This is a genomic window from Streptomyces sp. NPDC090741 (assembly GCF_044769045.1).
Classification (GTDB): Bacteria; Actinomycetota; Actinomycetes; order Streptomycetales; family Streptomycetaceae; genus Streptomyces.
The window spans coordinates 377,114-393,258 of record NZ_JBIVXF010000006.1; the positions used below are offsets into that span (position 1 = coordinate 377,114).

The 16,145-nt window shown below is 71.5% G+C and carries 17 protein-coding genes, 1 pseudogene and 1 riboswitch; of the genes and pseudogenes, 15 read left to right on the top strand and 3 right to left on the bottom strand.

Translation table 11 applies throughout. The features are described 5' to 3' along the window. The 3 genes from pntB (at position 1) to ACIQU4_RS19385 (ending at position 3,964) form a co-directional block, all read left to right on the top strand. A complete protein-coding gene (gene pntB, locus ACIQU4_RS19375) occupies positions 1–1,458 on the top strand; it encodes a Re/Si-specific NAD(P)(+) transhydrogenase subunit beta (RefSeq protein WP_403731850.1) in 1,458 nt (485 codons plus the stop codon). A 229-nt stretch (positions 1,459–1,687) separates the two neighbouring features. Beyond that, on the top strand, positions 1,688–2,227 hold the full coding sequence (locus ACIQU4_RS19380) for an EF-hand domain-containing protein (protein WP_403731854.1): 540 nt from the start codon (positions 1,688–1,690) through the stop codon (positions 2,225–2,227). A gap of 138 nt (positions 2,228–2,365) precedes the next feature. Then, on the top strand, positions 2,366–3,964 hold the full coding sequence (locus ACIQU4_RS19385) for an NAD(P)/FAD-dependent oxidoreductase (RefSeq protein WP_403731856.1): 1,599 nt from the start codon (positions 2,366–2,368) through the stop codon (positions 3,962–3,964). A 72-nt stretch (positions 3,965–4,036) separates the two neighbouring features. Here the strand turns inward: ACIQU4_RS19385 and ACIQU4_RS19390 are convergent, their stop codons facing one another. Beyond that, on the bottom strand, positions 4,037–4,828 hold the full coding sequence (locus ACIQU4_RS19390; RefSeq protein ID WP_403731859.1) for an MBL fold metallo-hydrolase: 792 nt from the start codon (positions 4,826–4,828) through the stop codon (positions 4,037–4,039). Positions 4,829–4,940: 112 nt separating this feature from the next. Between ACIQU4_RS19390 and ACIQU4_RS19395 the strand changes: the two genes are divergently transcribed. The 4 genes from ACIQU4_RS19395 to ACIQU4_RS19410 all read left to right on the top strand — a co-directional run bounded on the left by ACIQU4_RS19395 (position 4,941) and on the right by ACIQU4_RS19410 (position 8,552). Then, positions 4,941–5,543 carry a CGNR zinc finger domain-containing protein gene (locus ACIQU4_RS19395; protein WP_403731861.1) on the top strand — a complete coding sequence of 201 codons (603 nt, stop codon included), beginning with the start codon at positions 4,941–4,943 and terminating at the stop codon, positions 5,541–5,543. Between the two features lie 164 nt (positions 5,544–5,707). Next, entirely contained in the window at positions 5,708–6,760 is a 1,053-nt protein-coding gene (locus tag ACIQU4_RS19400) for a type III polyketide synthase (protein WP_403731864.1), read from the top strand. Positions 6,761–6,780: 20 nt separating this feature from the next. After that, positions 6,781–7,347 (top strand): cupin domain-containing protein, encoded by a 567-nt coding sequence (locus ACIQU4_RS19405; RefSeq protein WP_403731867.1) that lies wholly within the window; start codon positions 6,781–6,783, stop codon positions 7,345–7,347. Further along, a complete protein-coding gene (locus ACIQU4_RS19410) occupies positions 7,347–8,552 on the top strand; it encodes a cytochrome P450 (RefSeq protein ID WP_403731870.1) in 1,206 nt (401 codons plus the stop codon). Before ACIQU4_RS19405 ends, ACIQU4_RS19410 begins: the two co-directional genes overlap by 1 nt. Before the next feature lie 26 nt (positions 8,553–8,578). Here ACIQU4_RS19410 and ACIQU4_RS19415 read toward each other — a convergent pair whose 3' ends face one another. Together ACIQU4_RS19415 and ACIQU4_RS19420 are read right to left on the bottom strand one after the other, a co-directional pair. Further along, positions 8,579–9,514, bottom strand: coding sequence for an alpha/beta hydrolase (locus ACIQU4_RS19415; protein WP_403731871.1), 936 nt, complete (start codon positions 9,512–9,514; stop codon positions 8,579–8,581). Between the two features lie 174 nt (positions 9,515–9,688). Then, a complete protein-coding gene (locus ACIQU4_RS19420; protein ID WP_403731874.1) occupies positions 9,689–10,699 on the bottom strand; it encodes a zinc-binding dehydrogenase in 1,011 nt (336 codons plus the stop codon). 271 nt (positions 10,700–10,970) lie between these two features. Here ACIQU4_RS19420 and ACIQU4_RS19425 point away from each other — a divergent pair, with 271 nt between their 5' ends. From ACIQU4_RS19425 to ACIQU4_RS19460, 8 genes and pseudogenes are all read left to right on the top strand, one after another. Then, entirely contained in the window at positions 10,971–11,513 is a 543-nt protein-coding gene (locus ACIQU4_RS19425) for a TetR/AcrR family transcriptional regulator (protein WP_403732121.1), read from the top strand. Positions 11,514–11,610: 97 nt separating this feature from the next. Further along, positions 11,611–11,674, top strand: a riboswitch (guanidine-III (ykkC-III) riboswitch). Between the two features lie 75 nt (positions 11,675–11,749). Then, on the top strand, positions 11,750–12,202 hold the full coding sequence (locus ACIQU4_RS19430) for an Ohr family peroxiredoxin (protein ID WP_403731877.1): 453 nt from the start codon (positions 11,750–11,752) through the stop codon (positions 12,200–12,202). Further along, on the top strand, positions 12,189–12,638 hold the full coding sequence (locus ACIQU4_RS19435; RefSeq protein ID WP_403731880.1) for a hypothetical protein: 450 nt from the start codon (positions 12,189–12,191) through the stop codon (positions 12,636–12,638). The genes ACIQU4_RS19430 and ACIQU4_RS19435 overlap by 14 nt, the downstream gene beginning before the upstream one ends. A 196-nt stretch (positions 12,639–12,834) precedes the next feature. Beyond that, positions 12,835–13,401 carry a GNAT family N-acetyltransferase gene (locus tag ACIQU4_RS19440; RefSeq protein WP_403731883.1) on the top strand — a complete coding sequence of 189 codons (567 nt, stop codon included), beginning with the start codon at positions 12,835–12,837 and terminating at the stop codon, positions 13,399–13,401. Positions 13,402–13,503: 102 nt separating this feature from the next. Then, a pseudogene (locus ACIQU4_RS19445) lies at positions 13,504–13,707 on the top strand (helix-turn-helix domain-containing protein); the annotation flags it as partial. A gap of 373 nt (positions 13,708–14,080) precedes the next feature. Beyond that, on the top strand, positions 14,081–14,473 hold the full coding sequence (locus tag ACIQU4_RS19450; RefSeq protein WP_403732124.1) for a universal stress protein: 393 nt from the start codon (positions 14,081–14,083) through the stop codon (positions 14,471–14,473). A gap of 142 nt (positions 14,474–14,615) precedes the next feature. Beyond that, positions 14,616–15,728 carry a DUF5954 family protein gene (locus tag ACIQU4_RS19455; protein ID WP_403731885.1) on the top strand — a complete coding sequence of 371 codons (1,113 nt, stop codon included), beginning with the start codon at positions 14,616–14,618 and terminating at the stop codon, positions 15,726–15,728. Between the two features lie 128 nt (positions 15,729–15,856). Then, entirely contained in the window at positions 15,857–16,141 is a 285-nt protein-coding gene (locus tag ACIQU4_RS19460) for a hypothetical protein (protein ID WP_403731888.1), read from the top strand. Positions 16,142–16,145: the final 4 nt, after the last annotated feature.

Consider the following 16,145-nt stretch of genomic DNA (forward strand, 5'->3'; position numbering starts at 1 on the left):
ATGACTGCCGCCACGGCCGCGCAGGCCGCCTACATCGTCGCCGCACTCCTGTTCATCCTCAGCCTCGCCGGGCTCTCACGGCACGAAAGTTCCCGTTCGGGGCTCGTGTTCGGCACCTCCGGAATGGCGATCGCCCTCGCCGCCACCATCGGCCTGGCCTCGCGCAGCATCGCCGCGACGGGGCTGACCCTGCTCGTCGTCGCCGTGCTGATCGGCGCGGGTATCGGAATCTGGCGTGCCCGGGTCGTCGAGATGACCGGTATGCCCGAGCTCATCGCCCTCCTGCACAGCTTCGTCGGGCTGGCCGCCGTACTCGTCGGCTGGAACGGCTACTTCGAGGTCGAGGCGGAGGGTCCCGGGCATGTCGCGGTGGCTCAGGACCTGCTCGGCATCCACCACGCCGAAGTGTTCATCGGGATATTCATCGGCGCCGTCACCTTCAGCGGATCGATCATCGCCTACCTGAAGCTGTCGGCACGCATCAAGTCCAGCCCGCTGGTGCTGCCCGGCAAGAACCTGATCAACCTCGGGGCCCTCGTCGCGTTCGCGGCCCTGACCGTCTTCTTCGTCATCAGCCCGAGCCTCGGTCTGCTCATCGCGGTCACCGCGGTGGCGCTCGCCCTCGGTGTGCACCTGGTCGCCTCGATCGGCGGCGGCGACATGCCGGTCGTGGTGTCGATGCTCAACAGTTACTCCGGCTGGGCCGCGGCAGCGTCCGGGTTCCTGCTGAACAACAACCTGCTCATCGTCACCGGAGCGCTGGTCGGCTCCTCCGGCGCGTACCTCTCCTACATCATGTGCCAGGCGATGAACCGCTCGTTCATCTCCGTGATCGCGGGCGGCTTCGGTGTCGAGGCCGCCGCGAGCGACGACACCGACCTCGGTGAGCACCAGGAGATCACCGCCGAAGCCACCGCCGAACTGCTCGCGAACGCCTCGTCCGTCGTGATCGCTCCGGGCTACGGAATGGCCGTCGCGCAGGCCCAGTACCCGGTCGCCGAGCTGACCCGCAAGCTGCGCGAGCGAGGGGTGGACGTGCGCTTCGGGATCCACCCCGTGGCCGGGCGGCTGCCGGGGCACATGAACGTGCTGCTGGCGGAGGCGAAAGTACCGTACGACATCGTCCTGGAAATGGACGAGATCAATGACGAACTCTCCGGCACCACGGTCGTGCTCGTCATCGGCGCCAACGACACCGTCAACCCGGCTGCCGCCGAAGACCCCGCCAGCCCGATCGCCGGTATGCCGGTCCTGCGGGTGTGGGAAGCGGAGAACGTCGTCGTCTTCAAGCGCTCGATGGCAACCGGATACGCGGGCGTTCCCAACCCCCTCTTCTACCGTGACAACACCCAGATGCTCTTCGGCGACGCCAAGCAGAGGATGGAGGACATCCTCGGGGCGCTCGGGTCCGACACCCCGTCGCGCCGCTCGCCCGCCGCGGTTGCGGCGTCGCGGTAGCCGGGCAGGAGAACCCCGCCTTCGCTCCGGACCGGCCCGTCCTGTGGGACGGGTCGGAAGCCTCCGCGACGGCGGGGTTCGTCACCGTGCCGAGGGCCGGGGCGACAGGCCGTCACCCGGAAGGCCCAGTCGCCCCGGTCTTTCCATGCGCGAAGGCCGGGGCGTGTGGTTTCCTGAGCCCCGCCTCACACCGTGATGGTGTGACTACGCGGAGCGAATGGATGGTGCTGTGAGCCTTCTGGACATCAAGCTGGAGCGGGCGTTCGACGTATTCGACTCGGACCGCGACGGGCGGCTTCAGAAGTCGGACGTCATCGGCCTCTCGGACAGGCTCGCCGAGTCACTCGGCTACGCCCCGGACGCTGTGGCCGGACTCCGGAATTCGCTGGCGGACCTCTGGGACACCGTCTTCCACAAGATGGACAAGAACGACGACGGAGCGGTCGACCGGCAGGAGTTCCGGGCGGCGTTCCGAGCACGGATCGTCACGGACCAGAACAGGATCTGGGAACGGATCCGGAACATGAGCAACGCCTGGACCGAGCTCGGTGACCGCGATGGCGACGGCATGCTGACGCGCGAGGAGTACACCTCTCTGCTGCACGGCATGTTCCGCCTGCCCCGGGAGACCTTCGACGAGGCCTTCAACCAGCTGGACGTCGACGGTGACGGGCAGTTGAGCCGTGACGAGATCAGCTCCGCGATGAAGGAGTACTACACGAGCGAGAAGCATTCGGCACGCGGAAACCAGTTCTTCGGCCGTCTCTGAGCAGCGCAGAGGGGACCCGCGCGCCCCCTCTGCCCCGCGCGCCCGCAGTGGCCCTTCGTGAGCCGATGCGTATCGCGCCCCCGCTCGTTGACCTCGGAGGGAAGCCGATCCCCCGAGACCTACCTGGAGGACCTCTTGATGGCCGATGCCGCACTGCCGGTGATCGTTCTCTCCGACTCCGATCCGCTCCGCCGGCACGAGACGGCCGAGCTGGTGCAGAGCTGGTACCGGACGTCGTTCCGTGTGCTGCAGGTCGGAGGACCGGCGGAGGTGGTCCGGGCGCTGGCGTCGCTGGCCGACCGGAAGGTACCCGTCGCAGCCGTGCTCGCCGATGAGGCCCCCGGCCCCGGTGCCGCGCATCCCGGCGTGCGCTGGCTGTCGCTGGCCGGGCACTCCGACTCCGTGCCCGGCGCCCGTTCCGGGGCGGTCCGGGGCGACGAGAGCCCGGCCGAGCACCTTCGGGACGCGCTCGACGACTCCCTGTGCACGTGGAATGCCGACTGCCAGGGGGATCTGTCCACCGCCGAGGTGCGCGGCAGCCGCTTCTCCCCCGCCGCGTACGCGGTACGCGACTTCCTCGGCCGCAGCGGCGTGCTCTTCCGGTGGCTGCCCGACGAGGACGTCCGGGAGGCCCCGGTGACCGTCCGGCTCGGCGACGGCACCGAGATGGTGGACCCCTCGATCAGCGAGTTGGCCGAGCGGCTCGGCCTCATCCGGCCGGCCGAGCAGGACCACTACGACGTCGCGGTGATCGGCGGTGGCCCCGGGGGCCTGTCCGCGGCGGTGTACGCCGCCGCGGAGGGCATGAGCGTGGTCGTCATCGAGGACGACGCGCCCGGCGGGCAGGCGGGATCGACCTCGCGGATCGAGAACTACCTCGGATTTCCGGTCGGGCTGACGGGTGGTGACCTGGCCCAGCGCGCCTTGCAACAGGCGCGCAGGGCCCGCGTCGAGTGGCAGCCCACCCGGGTGGCCAGTCGGGTGACCCCGATCGGCACGGGCGGCCATACCGTCGAGTTCGTCAAGGCCGGCACCGATGAGACGGCCTCGGTGACCGCGGCCGCGGTGGTGGTCGCCACGGGCGTGGACTGGAACCGGCTGACGGCTCCCGGGGTCGACCGCCTCCTCAACTCCGGCGTGTATTACGGGTCTTGTCTGTCCGACGCCCCGTCGACGGCCGGGGAGGACGTGTACATGGTGGGCGCGGGCAATTCCGCCGGACAGGCCGCCCTCCACTTCGCGCGCTACGCCCGCTCCGTCACCTTGCTGGTCCGGGGCACGGACCTCAGTGCGTCCATGTCGAGCTACCTGGTGCAGCGCATCGAGCGGACCCCGGGCCTGAAGGTCCTGCTGGGCACCGAAGTGGCCGGCTGCCTCGGCGGGTCCACGCTCAACGGACTCAGGCTGCGGGACCGCCAGGGCGACGAGCGAACCGTCGCCGCGCACTGCCTGTACGTCCTGATCGGCGGCCGCCCGTCGACCGAGTGGCTCGGCGGCACCCTGAAGCTCGACGACCGCGGGTACGTCCTGACCGGCAGCGGCGGAGCCGGCCCGGCCACGCTGCCGATGGAGACCAGCCGGCCCGGTGTGTTCGCCGTGGGCGACGTACGGTGCGGATCGGTCAAGCGGGTCGGCGCCGCCGTGGGCGAAGGAGCCGCAGTGGCCCAGTCCCTGGTCGAGTACCGGCGGCGGCACCCGGAGCGCTTCCAGGACGCGCGAACGCCCTGCGGATTCTGACCGGTCACGGCCGGGACCGAGCTCCGGGTCGGGTCTGCGACCCGGGACGCGCGGCCTCCGGCCCGGGGCCGGTCAGTCCCGGTGGCCCAGGTCCAGGCGGTCGGCGAGGCCGGCTGCGGCGAAGGCCGCGACCAGCTGGTCAACGCCTTCGGTGAAGTGGGCCCAGCTGTCGTAGTGGACGGGGACGACCCGGCGGGCGCCGAGGATCTCGGCGGCTTCGGCTGCCTGGGCGCTGTCCAGGACGACCGGTTCGCCGTTGAAGAGGACGGGGAAGCGGGGAGCGCCGGCGAAGAGGACGGCGGTGTCCATGGGGGCGAAGCGCGCGGCGATCTCCTTGACGAGGCCTAGGGAGGCGTTGTCGCCGCTGACGTAGACGGTGGGCAGTCCCTCGCCGGTCAGGACGAAGCCGACGACCTGCCCGGCGATCGGCTCGATCTCTTCGCGCGGTCCGGGGCCGTGGATGGCGGGCACGCCGGTGACGGTGACGGTGCCCCCGCCGGGGCGGTCCAGCTCGATGGACTCCCAGTCGGCCAGGCCCTTGGCGTTGCCTCCCAGGCGCTGTCCGCCGCCGGGGGTGGTGAGGGTGAGGGGGACGTCGGCGAGCAGGGCCCGGCCGGAGGTGTCGAGGTTGTCGGCGTGCTGGTCGTGGGAGAGCAGGACGACGTCGATGCGGCCCAGGTCATCGGGGGCGCCGGCGGAAGGGGCGGTCTTGACCAGGAGCGGACCTCCGGGCACCTGGTAGTCGCCGGGAGCGTCGAAGGTCGGGTCGGTCAGGAACCGCAGGCCGCCGTACTCGAAAAGGGCGGTAGGGCCGCCGAAGACACGGACGGAGAACGGTTCGGGGGTGGCGCTGGTGGCAGTCACGGAACATGCACCTCACGGATAGGCAGTGGTTTATCCGTGAGTCACGGTAGGCGGTTCTCACGGATAAAAGCAAGATCTAACGTGAGCATCATGGAAAGAGCGGGGTTGTACCATGAGGGCCATGGAAGAGATCGCGACCGCCGAACCGCCGCCGGCGCCGGGCGCCGAGCAGTACCCCGCTCTCGACCTCGCCAACAGCGCCGTCACCCTCCCCGGCGGGCACTCCGTCGATCTCCTCGCCACCCCCGGCGCCGCTGAACAGTGGCTCGTCGACCGGGGTCTCGCCCCGGCCGACACCGGCCTGATCGAGATGTGCGCCACCCGGCTGCGCACCCTGCGCGAGCAGGTCCGCGCCCTGCTCGCCGCCCACGTCGCCGGGCTGCCCGCCCCCGCCACCGCCCTGGCCGCCGTCAACGACGCCCTCACGCGGGCCCCCGCCGCCTCCCTGCTCCAGTGGGACCCGGACCGCGGCCTGCACCGCGAGGCAGCCCACCCCGTCACCCAGATCGTCGAGCACGCCCTCGCCGTCCTCGCGGCGAACGCGGCCGACCTGCTCACCGGACCCGACGCCGAGCGCCTCACGGCCTGCGGCTCCATCCCCTGTAGCCGCTACCTCCTTCGCCACGGCCGCCGCCACTGGTGCTCCACCCGCTGCGGCGATCGCGCCCGCGCGGCCCGCGCCTACGCCCGCCGCACCCAGACCAGGACGGACTGACCCACCCGGCGCCGTGCCGGATCGAAGCGGGACCGGCTCACGCGGCGGCCCGGCCCGCTTATACGACCCGCCGGTGCAAATGGGTGACCAGCACGAATGTTGATCGTTAAGGAGGCGTCCGGGTCAACGAAGGCGCTCTCGTGCCGGTGGGGTAAGGGTGTTGTATGGCGACGTTGTGTCGGCCGGCCGTGTCGGTTCCGGAATACGTCATCACCATGGAGGAGACGCTCGAGCTCGCACGCTCGCGCCATGCCGGCCACCCCCAACTGGGCCTCGCGTTACGTCTGATCGAAAACACCGGGGTGCGGACCCGGCATCTCGTTCAGCCGGTCGGTGAGACCCTCGCGCACCCGGGCTTCGGGGAGCGCAACAGGTTGTATGCGGCGGAGGCGAAGGCCCGTGTACCGCTGGTCGTCCGGCGCGCGCTGGAGGACGGCGAGCTGACGGCCGCGGAGATCGATGTGATCATCTACGTGTCCTGCACCGGGTTCATGATGCCTTCGCTCACGGCCTGGCTGATCAATACGATGGGATTCCCCTCCACTACACGGCAGTTGCCGATCGCTCAGCTGGGCTGCGCGGCGGGTGGGGCCGCGATCAACCGTGCGCATGACTTCTGCACGGCCTATCCGGAGGCGAACGCGCTGATCGTGGCATGCGAGTTCTGCTCACTGTGCTACCAGCCCACCGACATCGGCATCGGGTCGCTACTGTCCAATGGTCTGTTCGGCGACGGGGTGGCCGCCGCGGTCGTCCGCGGGACGGGTGGCCACGGTATCCGCCTGGAGCGCAACGGCTCGTACCTCGTCCCGGGGACGGAGGACTGGATCGCGTACGACGTACGGGCCACCGGCTTCCACTTCCTGCTGGACAAGCGTGTGCCCGGCACCATGGAACCGCTCGCCCCTGCACTGCGCAGCCTCGCCGACGGGCACGGCTGGGATGTCGCAGACCTCGACTTCTACATCGTGCATGCCGGTGGGCCGCGGATCCTCGACGACCTGGGCACGTTCCTCCACGTCAAGCCGGAGGCGTTCCGCCACAGCCGGGCCACGCTCACCGAGTACGGGAACATCGCGAGCGCCGTCGTACTGGACGCGTTACGCCGACTGTTCGACGAGGGGGGCGCCGCCGACCAGGCGCGTGGCCTTCTCGCCGGGTTCGGCCCCGGCATCACGGCCGAGATGGCACTGGGCCGCTGGAGCCGTACGCCGTGACCCTTGCAGAAGGAAGCCCGATGACCGGCTGCTCCCCCACCGCCACCCCAACGGCGGAGGCCGGTCTGATCGTGCCCCCCGGCGAAGGCCGTACCCTTCGTGCCGCCGCCCAGCACGTGACGTTCAAGGTGACCGGCGCGCAGTCGCGCCTCGCGTCGAGCTTCGAGGTGCTCGTGCCACCGGGCTTCGACGTCGGTGCGCACGTCCACGCGCGCAGCGAAGAGCTGTTCTACGTCCTTGAGGGTGAACTCGACGTTCTCGCCTTCGAGCCGCTTGTGCGCACCCCGGACGGTTGGCGGGGATGGCGGTCGCCGAAGGGTGAACGGGTGGTCCGCGCCACGCCCGGGACGGTCATCCTGGTCCCGCCCGGCTGTCCGCACGCCTTCGCCAACCCCACCGGCGTCCCGGCCCGGATGTTCTTCCAGTCCTCCCCGCCCCCGGACCACGAGCGCTATTTCGAGGAACTCCTGGAGATCCTTTCCCGCGGCGGCCCCGTGGACCACGGGGCCATCGCCGCACTGCGCCGGCGCTACGACATCGAGCAGCTCACCCCGCTGCGCCATGACGAGCCGGAGAGGAGCCAGTGATGCACGACGGCACCACCCCCTTGTACGAGGCGTCGGACTTGGCTGCCCTCGACTTCGACCCGTTTCTCCGCGAGGCGCTGCAGGCCGGACCGGTCATCCGGATCCGACTGCCGCACGGAGCCCCCGGCGAGTGCTGGCTGGCGACACGGCACGACGCCGTCCGGTTCGTCACCTCCGATCGCCGGTTCAGTCGCGACATCGTCGGCCGGCCGTTGCCCAGCATGAACAGGTACCTCGTTCCGCTGGACCGCGCGGTCAGCTTCGTCGACCCGCCCGACCACACGCGCGTCCGCTCCGTGGTCTCCTCGGCGTTCAATCGCTTCGGCCTGGCAGCCCTGCGCCCTCGCACCCAGGCCGTACTCGACGAACACATCGACGCGATGGTCGCGGCCGGACCGCCCGCCGACCTCGTCCAGCACGTGACCTCCCCCTTCCCCATGCATGTCATCGGCACTGTGCTGGGTGTGCCGGAGGCCGACCGGCCGCGCCTGCGCACGTGGGCGGACACCATCCTGACCCGGGCGAAAGACGAAGCGGGAGTCGAGCGCGCCCGGCAGGCCAAGGAAGAAGCACGCGCCTGCTTTCGTGAACTGGCCCGTGCACGCCGGCTCCAACCGCAGGACGACCTCATCAGCGAGCTGGGAGCCGCAGTCGAAAGCGGAAGGATCGAGGAAGAAGAACTCCTCGCCCTGGCCACGCTGATGGGGATCAACGGCTGGCACGCGGTACGCAACCACACCTCCAACATGGTCTACCTCCTACTGACCGACGACAGCCTGATGCGCCGGCTGCGGTCCGACCCGCACGCCGTACCAGCGGCCGTGGAGGAACTGCTGCGCTGGATCCCCCACAAGCACGGCGTGGGACAGGCCCGCATCGCCACCGAGGACGTCGAAGTGGGAGGCGTCCTGATCCGGCGCGGCGAGGCCGTCTACGTCTCGTACGTGGCGGCGAACTGGGACGAACGGTGCTACCCCGCGCCACACCGGATCGACATCGACCGCAAAGGCCCGCCCCACCTGGCCTTCGGCTACGGCCCCCACCACTGTGTGGCACCCTCGCTGGCCCGCATGGAAGCCGAACTGCTGCTGACCACCCTCATCACACGCCTCCCCGACCTGCGGCTGGCCATCGATCCGGGCCACGTTGCCTGGCAGAAGGACGTCCTCATCCGCGGACCGGTGGCCCTGCCGGTCACCTGGTAGGAGATCTCCTTGGGCTCTTTCGAGGATCAGGCGAGCCGCTTCTTGAGCTGGGCATTCAGTTCGGTGACGGCCGCGTCGGCTGCCGGGGAGATGTGGAAGAGGTTGAGGAAGGCGTGGATCAGCCCGTCGTACGTGCGGGCGAAGACGTCCACCCCCGCTTTGGTGAGGGCGGCGGCGTAGGCGTTGCCCTCGTCGCGCAGGGGGTCGTACTGGGCGGTGCCGATGACCGCGGGGGCGAGGCCGGCGTGACTGTCCGCGCGCAGCGGGGAGACGGGGGCTGAGGCGCGTACGGCGGGGTCGTCGCCGGCGTAGAGGTGTTGCAGGTCGAGGACGTCCTGGTGGCGCAGGACGTATCCGGTGGCGTTCTGGGTGCGGGAGGGATAGTCGCCGTCGAAGTCGGTGGCGGGGTAGGCGAGGAGTTGGGCTGCCAGCGGCCGGTGTTCGTCGCGGAAGGCGAGGGCGACCGCGGCGGCCAGGTTTCCGCCGGCGCTGTCTCCGGCCAGGGCGAGCCGGTAGGGGCGGGCACCGTAGTCGTCGATGTGGTCGGCGATGTGGCGGGCCGCGGCGAGGCAGTCGTCGTAGGCGGCCGGGAAGGGGTGCTCGGGGGCCAGGCGGTAGTCGACGGCGACGACCACGGCCTCCACGTCGCGGCACAGCCGGCGGGTGACGTCGTCGTGCGTGTCGAGGTCACCGGTGAGCCAGCCGCCGCCGTGGAAGAACACCACGGTGGGCACGGGGCCGTCTGCCGCCGGCCGGTAGACGCGGACGGGGATGTTCCCGGCGGGGCCGGGGACCGTGCTGTCCTCCACCGAGCCGACCGGGATCGGCTCCGCCGCGGCCGTGCCGGCGCCCAGTTGCCGGTTCGCGTCGCGCAACACGTTCGGGTCGGTGTCGAGGATGCGTGGGGCGGGCGTGCCGTTGAGCTGATCGAGCAGGGCCGCGAGGGCCGGGTCCACGGGCATGGCGGGGGCCTTTCGTACGTGGGCGGTGCGTGTGGGCGGTGCGTGTGGGCGGTGCGTGTGGGCGGTGCGTGTGGGCGGTGCGCCGGTGAGGGAACACGGCGTACCCGTTCTCGTGCATCGCACGCGGTCGGGTGGGGGTGCGCGCCTGACGGGCGAAGCGGCTGGGTGACGGGCTCAGGGGCGCAGGATGAGGCGGATGGGATCGCCTTGCTTGCTGCGCAGGCGCTCGACGGCTTTGGCCGCGTCGGACAGCAGGAGTACGTCGGTGATGGAGCGGGAGAAATCCAGCCTGCCGCCTCCGGCCAGGGCTATCAGCTGCGCCACGGCGTCCTCCGCTGATCCGTAGTGGCCGAGGATCTGGTGCTGGAGATAACTGAAGCGGGTGCCGTCGGTGACAGTCAGCGGCTGGTCGGTCAGGCCGGCCAGGACCAGCCGCCCCTTCGGCCCGAGCACGCTCAGGGCCTGCTCTCGTACCGCGGCGACTCCGGCGAGGTCGAATGCGGCCTCGAGTCCGCGGCCACCGGTGGTGGCCAGGATCCGGTCGACCAGGCTGGGGTCGGCAGGGTCCAGCGCGAGGTCGGCGCCGAAGTCGAGTGCGCGGCGGCGGGCGGCCGGGGCGGGGTCCACGGCGACGATCGGGTAGGCGCCGATGGTGCGCAGCAGCTGGACGGCGTGGACGCCGAGACCTCCGATGCCCCACACGCCGACTGCCTGGCCTGCGCGTATGTCTGCGGTCGTCGTGATGGCACCCCAGGGAGTGGAGACGGCGTCCGGGATGATCGCGCCCTGCTCGAAGGGGATCGAGTCGGGCAGGGTGACGAGGGTGTCGACGGAGGCGAGTGCGTACGCGGCCCAGCCGCCGTCGTAGTCGACACCACGCGTCAGGACCCGGCCGTCGCGCACCTCACCCGCCTGCAGGACGACACGTCGGCCCGCGGGCCAGTCCGTGACGTTCGGTCCGCGCTCGACGATGATGCCGGCGACCTCGTGTCCCAGGGTGACGGTGTCGCCCGGCAGGTGGGCGGGGGTGAGTGTGCCGTCGATGAGGTGCACGTCGGACAGGCAGACGCCCGCGGCCTCCACTTTGACCAGCACCTGCCCGGGTCCGGGGGCGGGCACGGGGACCTCTTCGACGGTCAGGGTGCGCGAGGGGATGTGCAGGCGCGCGGCACGCATGAGTTCCATTGCGGGTGATCCACTTCCGGTCTGTGGCATGGACGGGCTGGGCCGTGTCGGGCCGGCGAGGCGACGCCTGGGGGCTTGCGAGGCGAGGCGTGGCGGGGCCCGGCGGGTCTGCTCAGGAGCCGGCCGACGAGCTAACGCAAGTCGACTTGCTTTCCAACGTAACGCCGACCGCTTCATATCGCAAGGAGACTTGCGATAGTGTGGCCGGGTGACGATCGACAAGGAGCCGGGCGGGCGGCAAGCACCGCCGCTGAGGCGGCGCGGGGAACGCATGCGGCAGGCCGTCCTGGCCGCCACGGTCGACCTGCTCACCTCTCAGGGGCTGGCGGCCACCACCGTCGCCTCCGTCGCCCGCGCGGCAGGCGTCCACGAGACCTCGGTGTACCGGCGCTGGAAAACCCGCGAGAACCTCATCTTCGACGCGCTCGCCACGCGTACCGAGCAGGCCCTGCCCACACCCGACACCGGCGCCGTCCGCGAGGACCTGTACGAGCTGTTCACGGCGCTGACCCGCTTCTTCGCCACACCCGCCGGCGCCGCGCTGCTGCTCCTGGGAACGATCCGCGAGGAAGGCGCATTGGAGGAGGGACGGCGCGCGTACTGGCAGGCCCGCCTCGAACGCGCCGAAACGCTGGTCCAGCGCGGCATCGACCGCGGCGAACTGGCCGCCGACACCGACCCGCACCTCGTCGTGGAAGCCATCACGGGCCCCCTCCTCGCCAGGGTCCTCCTCACCGGCGAACCCCTCGAAGAAGCCCTGGCCGTACGTCTGGTCGACCTCGTCCTCGACGGCTCCTGTCCGTCGGCTCGATGACCTGTCCCCGATCCTCCGGATCCCCGCGAGGCCGGGAGCGGGTGAGGAACGTCACCGTGGGGCGGGCCCCAATCGGCCGCCTCCGTTGCTAGCTTGTCGGGCGGTCGGATTCACGGCCCCGGACGAGATGCGCCGTACCCGGTTACGCACGACGACGCGCGAGGTGCTGCACGAGCAGCGCCATACGCTGTCCGCACCCGGGCAGCCTCCTCGTCGAGCAAGATGGGCCGAACCCCATGACCGTGCCACTCACCCGCAGCCTGTACCGGACGACCGCGCATGCCGCCGGGGGCCGTACCGGATCCGTCCGTACGGACGACGGGCGGCTGGACGTCCGCCTCGCCCCGCCGCGCAAGAAGGTGCCCGGCACCACCAACCCCGAGCAGCTGTTCGCGGCCGGTTTCGCAGCCTGCTTCACCTCGGCGCTCGCGGAGGTCACCGCCGAGTTCGGAGCGGACGCCTCGGCCGCGCGCGTCGCCTGCGAGGTGCAGCTCGGCACCACGGACACGCCCGCGGGCTACGGCCTCGCGGTGGCCCTCACCGTAAGCCTGCCGGGGTGGCGGGCTGCCGACCTCCAGCCCCTGCTGCACCGGGCGGACGCGGTCTGCCCCTACTCGCAGGCAGTGCGCGGCAACGTACCGCTGACGCTTCTGGCCGTGGACGACCCGGCCTCCGATGACCTTGCCTGAGCCGGGGGCGGAGGTCCGCTTCCCGGACCGCCCCGGCGTGCCGGTGCCCGAGCACGGCGCCTGGCTGCGGCGCGGTATCAGCCGCAACGGCGGACCCCTCCTCGCGGAACGTGAAGCGGTGTGGCTGCAGGCCGGCCCGTACTACGCCGACAGCCGGGGCTTCGCGGGAACGACGTCCTTCGACGGTTCCCGGGTGCACTTCCACCACCTCACGGGCGAGCCCGGCGAAGACGTCGGCGCCTTCCGGTGGGAGGGTGACCATCTCGTCGAGTGGGGCACCAACCCGGACGGCAGTACCTTCCTGGAGATCTGGGACCCGCTGCCCGGCGCCGACGGGGCCGCCGGCTCCTGGTCCGGCCCGGGGCACCACGTGGTGCGCGTCGGCCGGCACGTGGTGCACGTGGATTCCCGTGCGGGTACGTACTGGCGGCTGTGACGGCTGTGACGGCTGTGACCTGCCTGCCGAGAGCCGATCTGCGATACGAGGCAATTCTCGCGGGTCCGCGTCGGGTCCGGGTCAAGGTCCGGACCGATGCTCGGGCCGGAGGCAGGCGGCGCGTGCAGTTCGGATCCCGTGCCCGGCACGGGTACCGGCCGACCGGGCGGCGGAGCGGCCGGGGTACGTTCGCCCGGTGCTGCGCATCGAATCGCCCATCGCCACCGCCCGGCTGACGCTCCGTCCGTTCCGGCCCGAGGACGCCGGGGACGTCTGCGACTACCAGCGCCGGCCCGACGTCGCCCGCTTCATGCGGTGGGAGCCGCGCGGGCCGGAGGAGGTCCGGGTGGCGGTGGAGCAGATGGCCCGGGAGACCGAGCTGGCCGCGGACGGGGACTGCCTCAGCCTGGCGGTCGTCGAACCGGGCACGGGGACGGTCGTCGGGCAGATCGAGCTGGTCCTGCTCAGCGCGGAACACCGCCAGGGCGAGCTCGGCTGTGTCTTCCACCCCGCCCGGCAGGGCAAGGGCTTCGCCACCGAGGCCGCGCTCGCCGTTCTGGGTCTGGGATTCGACGTACTGGGGCTGCACCGGGTGATCGGCCGCTGCCACGCGGACAACACCGCCTCCGCCGGACTCCTCGAACGCCTGGGCATGCGCCCGGAGGCCCGTTTCATCGGTACGGAGTTCTTCAAGGGGGCATGGCGCGACGACCTCGTGTACGCCATGCTGCGCAAGGAGTGGGAGGGCCTCGACCGCGGGTGATGACCGGGCGGGGCTTGCAGCCCATGACTCCCGGATCTTCCCGGTCCACCGAGTAACCTTGCGGCCGTCCGCGGCGGATCACGTTGGTGCAGCGCAGAAGGAGTGCTCCGCATCACTGCCTCGCCCAGCTTCGCGGAATTGCTGCGCCGCCATCGGCACGCGGCACGCCTGACGCTGGAGCAACTCGCCGAAGCGTCCGGCGTCAGTGCCCGCACCCTGTCGGACATGGAGCGGGGACGCAGCAAGGGGCCTCAGCACCGCACCGTCGCCGCCCTGGCAGACGCACTCGCGCTGGAAGAGGGCGACCGCAGACAGCTCGTCGAGTTGGCACGCGACGGCCGTCTGCGGGATCACTGGACCCGTCCGACCGGTCTGTGTGAACTCCCGTCCGCGAGACGACCCGGAGGCCGCGCTGCGGTACGCCACCGAGGCGATGGACCTCGCCACGCGCAGTGGCTCCACGGCGCACCTCGCCTCCGCCCACCACCACGCGGGAGGCGCGCTTCGCAGGCTCGGACGGCTCGACGAGGCCGTCGCGTCGGAGACCCTGGCGGCGGAGATACTCAAGGCCATCGGCGACATGGACGCGTACTGCCAGTGTCTCGGCTCCCTCGCCACCTGCCAACGCGACGCCGGGCACCACTCCGAGGCCCTGGAGCGGTACCTCGACTTGTGGACCCTGCTGAACGACGCGGGGTCGGGGGTGACACCGAGCGTGGCGGCGTTCACCCGGCCGATCGCGCCGGCCCGCGTCGGCGAGTGTCTGGGACTGCTCGGCCGGCGGGCCGAAGCGATCGCCAAGCTCATCGAGGCGATCGCCGCGCGGCGGCTGGACCGCCCGTGCACCCGGCGGGAGCGCACCGGCCGTGCCGAGCGGGAAATCGTCGCCGCCGCCGCGGATTCCGACCTGCTGATCCTCGCCCGTGACGGCGACCGCGCGCACCTCGGACCCCGCAGCCTCGGACCCGCCGGCCGTTTCATCGTCGACCACGCGCCGTGCCCCGTCCTGCTGGTCTGGCCCGAGACGGCACCCGACACCGTCCCGCCCCCGCCGCCGCCGCACCCCCGGTAGGGATGGCCAGTGCCATGCCACCATCACGTCACTCACCTCGCGATCACCGCAGGGCGCCCGCACCCTGCCACATGCGGCCACCCAATGGGGCGGAATCGGCGAATCCGGGGCGCGGGCGTGCACTGATCGGCAGGATGGGGGCATGGACCGTGGGGATGTGGGGCGGTCGGCCGGATCGCGGCCGATGGTGGTACGGGTGCCCGTGGAGCCGGTGGAGGCCGCGGCGGAAGCCGATGCGGCCGATGCCAATGCCCGTGCGGGCGACGTGGTCGTACGCGGCCCGGTGTTCGGGGTGGCGGTGCAGGGCGCCGGGGACGAGCACCGCTGGCGGGTGGCGAGCGCCGTGACCGACGGCTGCCCGCAGCAGGCCCGCGACGGCCTGAACTCCCTGTTGTGGTTCCGCGCGAAGGATGATGCGTACGACAGGGCGGAGCGCCGCGCCCTGCTCGCGGCGGTCGCCCGCCTGGAGAGCGAACGGGTCGACGAAGTCGCGGTGGCCGGGAGCCGGTACCGGATCGTGCGCGCCGAGGAGTACGCCGTCACGGGCCCGGACGGCATCGAAGGGCCGCGCCCGACCGATCCGGAACCACCCGTCCCGGACTGGTCCCACGGCAACACGGGCCCGGACGTCGACGACGACCTGGTACTGGACCCCGACGCTCCGGTCACCCCGGCCCAGGCGATCGAACAGCTGGCGCTGCGCGGCCTGTCCTACTCCGGCGGCCGGTTCCCCAAGGACGTACGCTCCGATTCGCAGCGGGCACTGGACAGCCATCCGGACGTACTCCTGCTGCCGCCGTCGTTCACGATCGTCGAGCGGTCGGCGGGCGGCTGGACACCGGTCAACGGCCCACACGCGAGCGCGCACGCCGCCCGCAAGGCGCTGGACTTCTCCCTGACGTGGATGTGGCCCCGGATGCGCGGCCTCATCCCGTACGACGCCGACATGCACGCCGACGCCCGCACCCTGGCCGCCGCCGGCGCGGCCTTTGCCGGACCGGCAGCCGCGGAGCTGACCGAGTACGCCGCGGCCGCGGACACGCTCCGGGCCGGCAGCCGCGTCAACCGGCTGGAATTCCAGGGCAGCGCGTACGAGATCGCCCGCACCCGCCGCCTGGTGCGCTGGGGCCCCGACGGCCCCGAGGGCCCGCGCCCGTCCGACGTCAACACCCAGGAACCCACACGGCTCCATCCCCCTCTCGACGAGGACGGCCGGGTCCTGCCCGACAGCTGTACCCCGGAGGCCGGCGGGTAGTCTCCCCGGATGTTCTGGAGACGTCTGGGGGAACGGGGTCCGGCGGCGCACGAGAGCGCCGTCGCGGACGGGGAACGCGCCCCGTCGGCCGAGGAGGTGGCTCCGGTGGTGCTCACACCGCCGGAGCCTTGGGACCGGCGGCTCCGGTCGCCCGGCTCCCGGTCACCAACGGCGGGCAGAACCCGCTGGAGCTCGTCCTCGAACCGTACTGCTGGAGCGAGTGGCTGGAGCCGGGCGCCAAGGTCACGGTGGTGACGGTGGGCGAGGCGGACGCGGTACGGCCGTGGTCGGGAACCACCGCGCCCGATGAGCCCGTCGAACTGGACTGCTACCCGGACCAGTTGGTGGTCCGGCCCAACGGCCGTCTGGTCCTGGTCCTGGACGCCGCCAGGAACGAGCTGTACCGGTTCTGAGCCG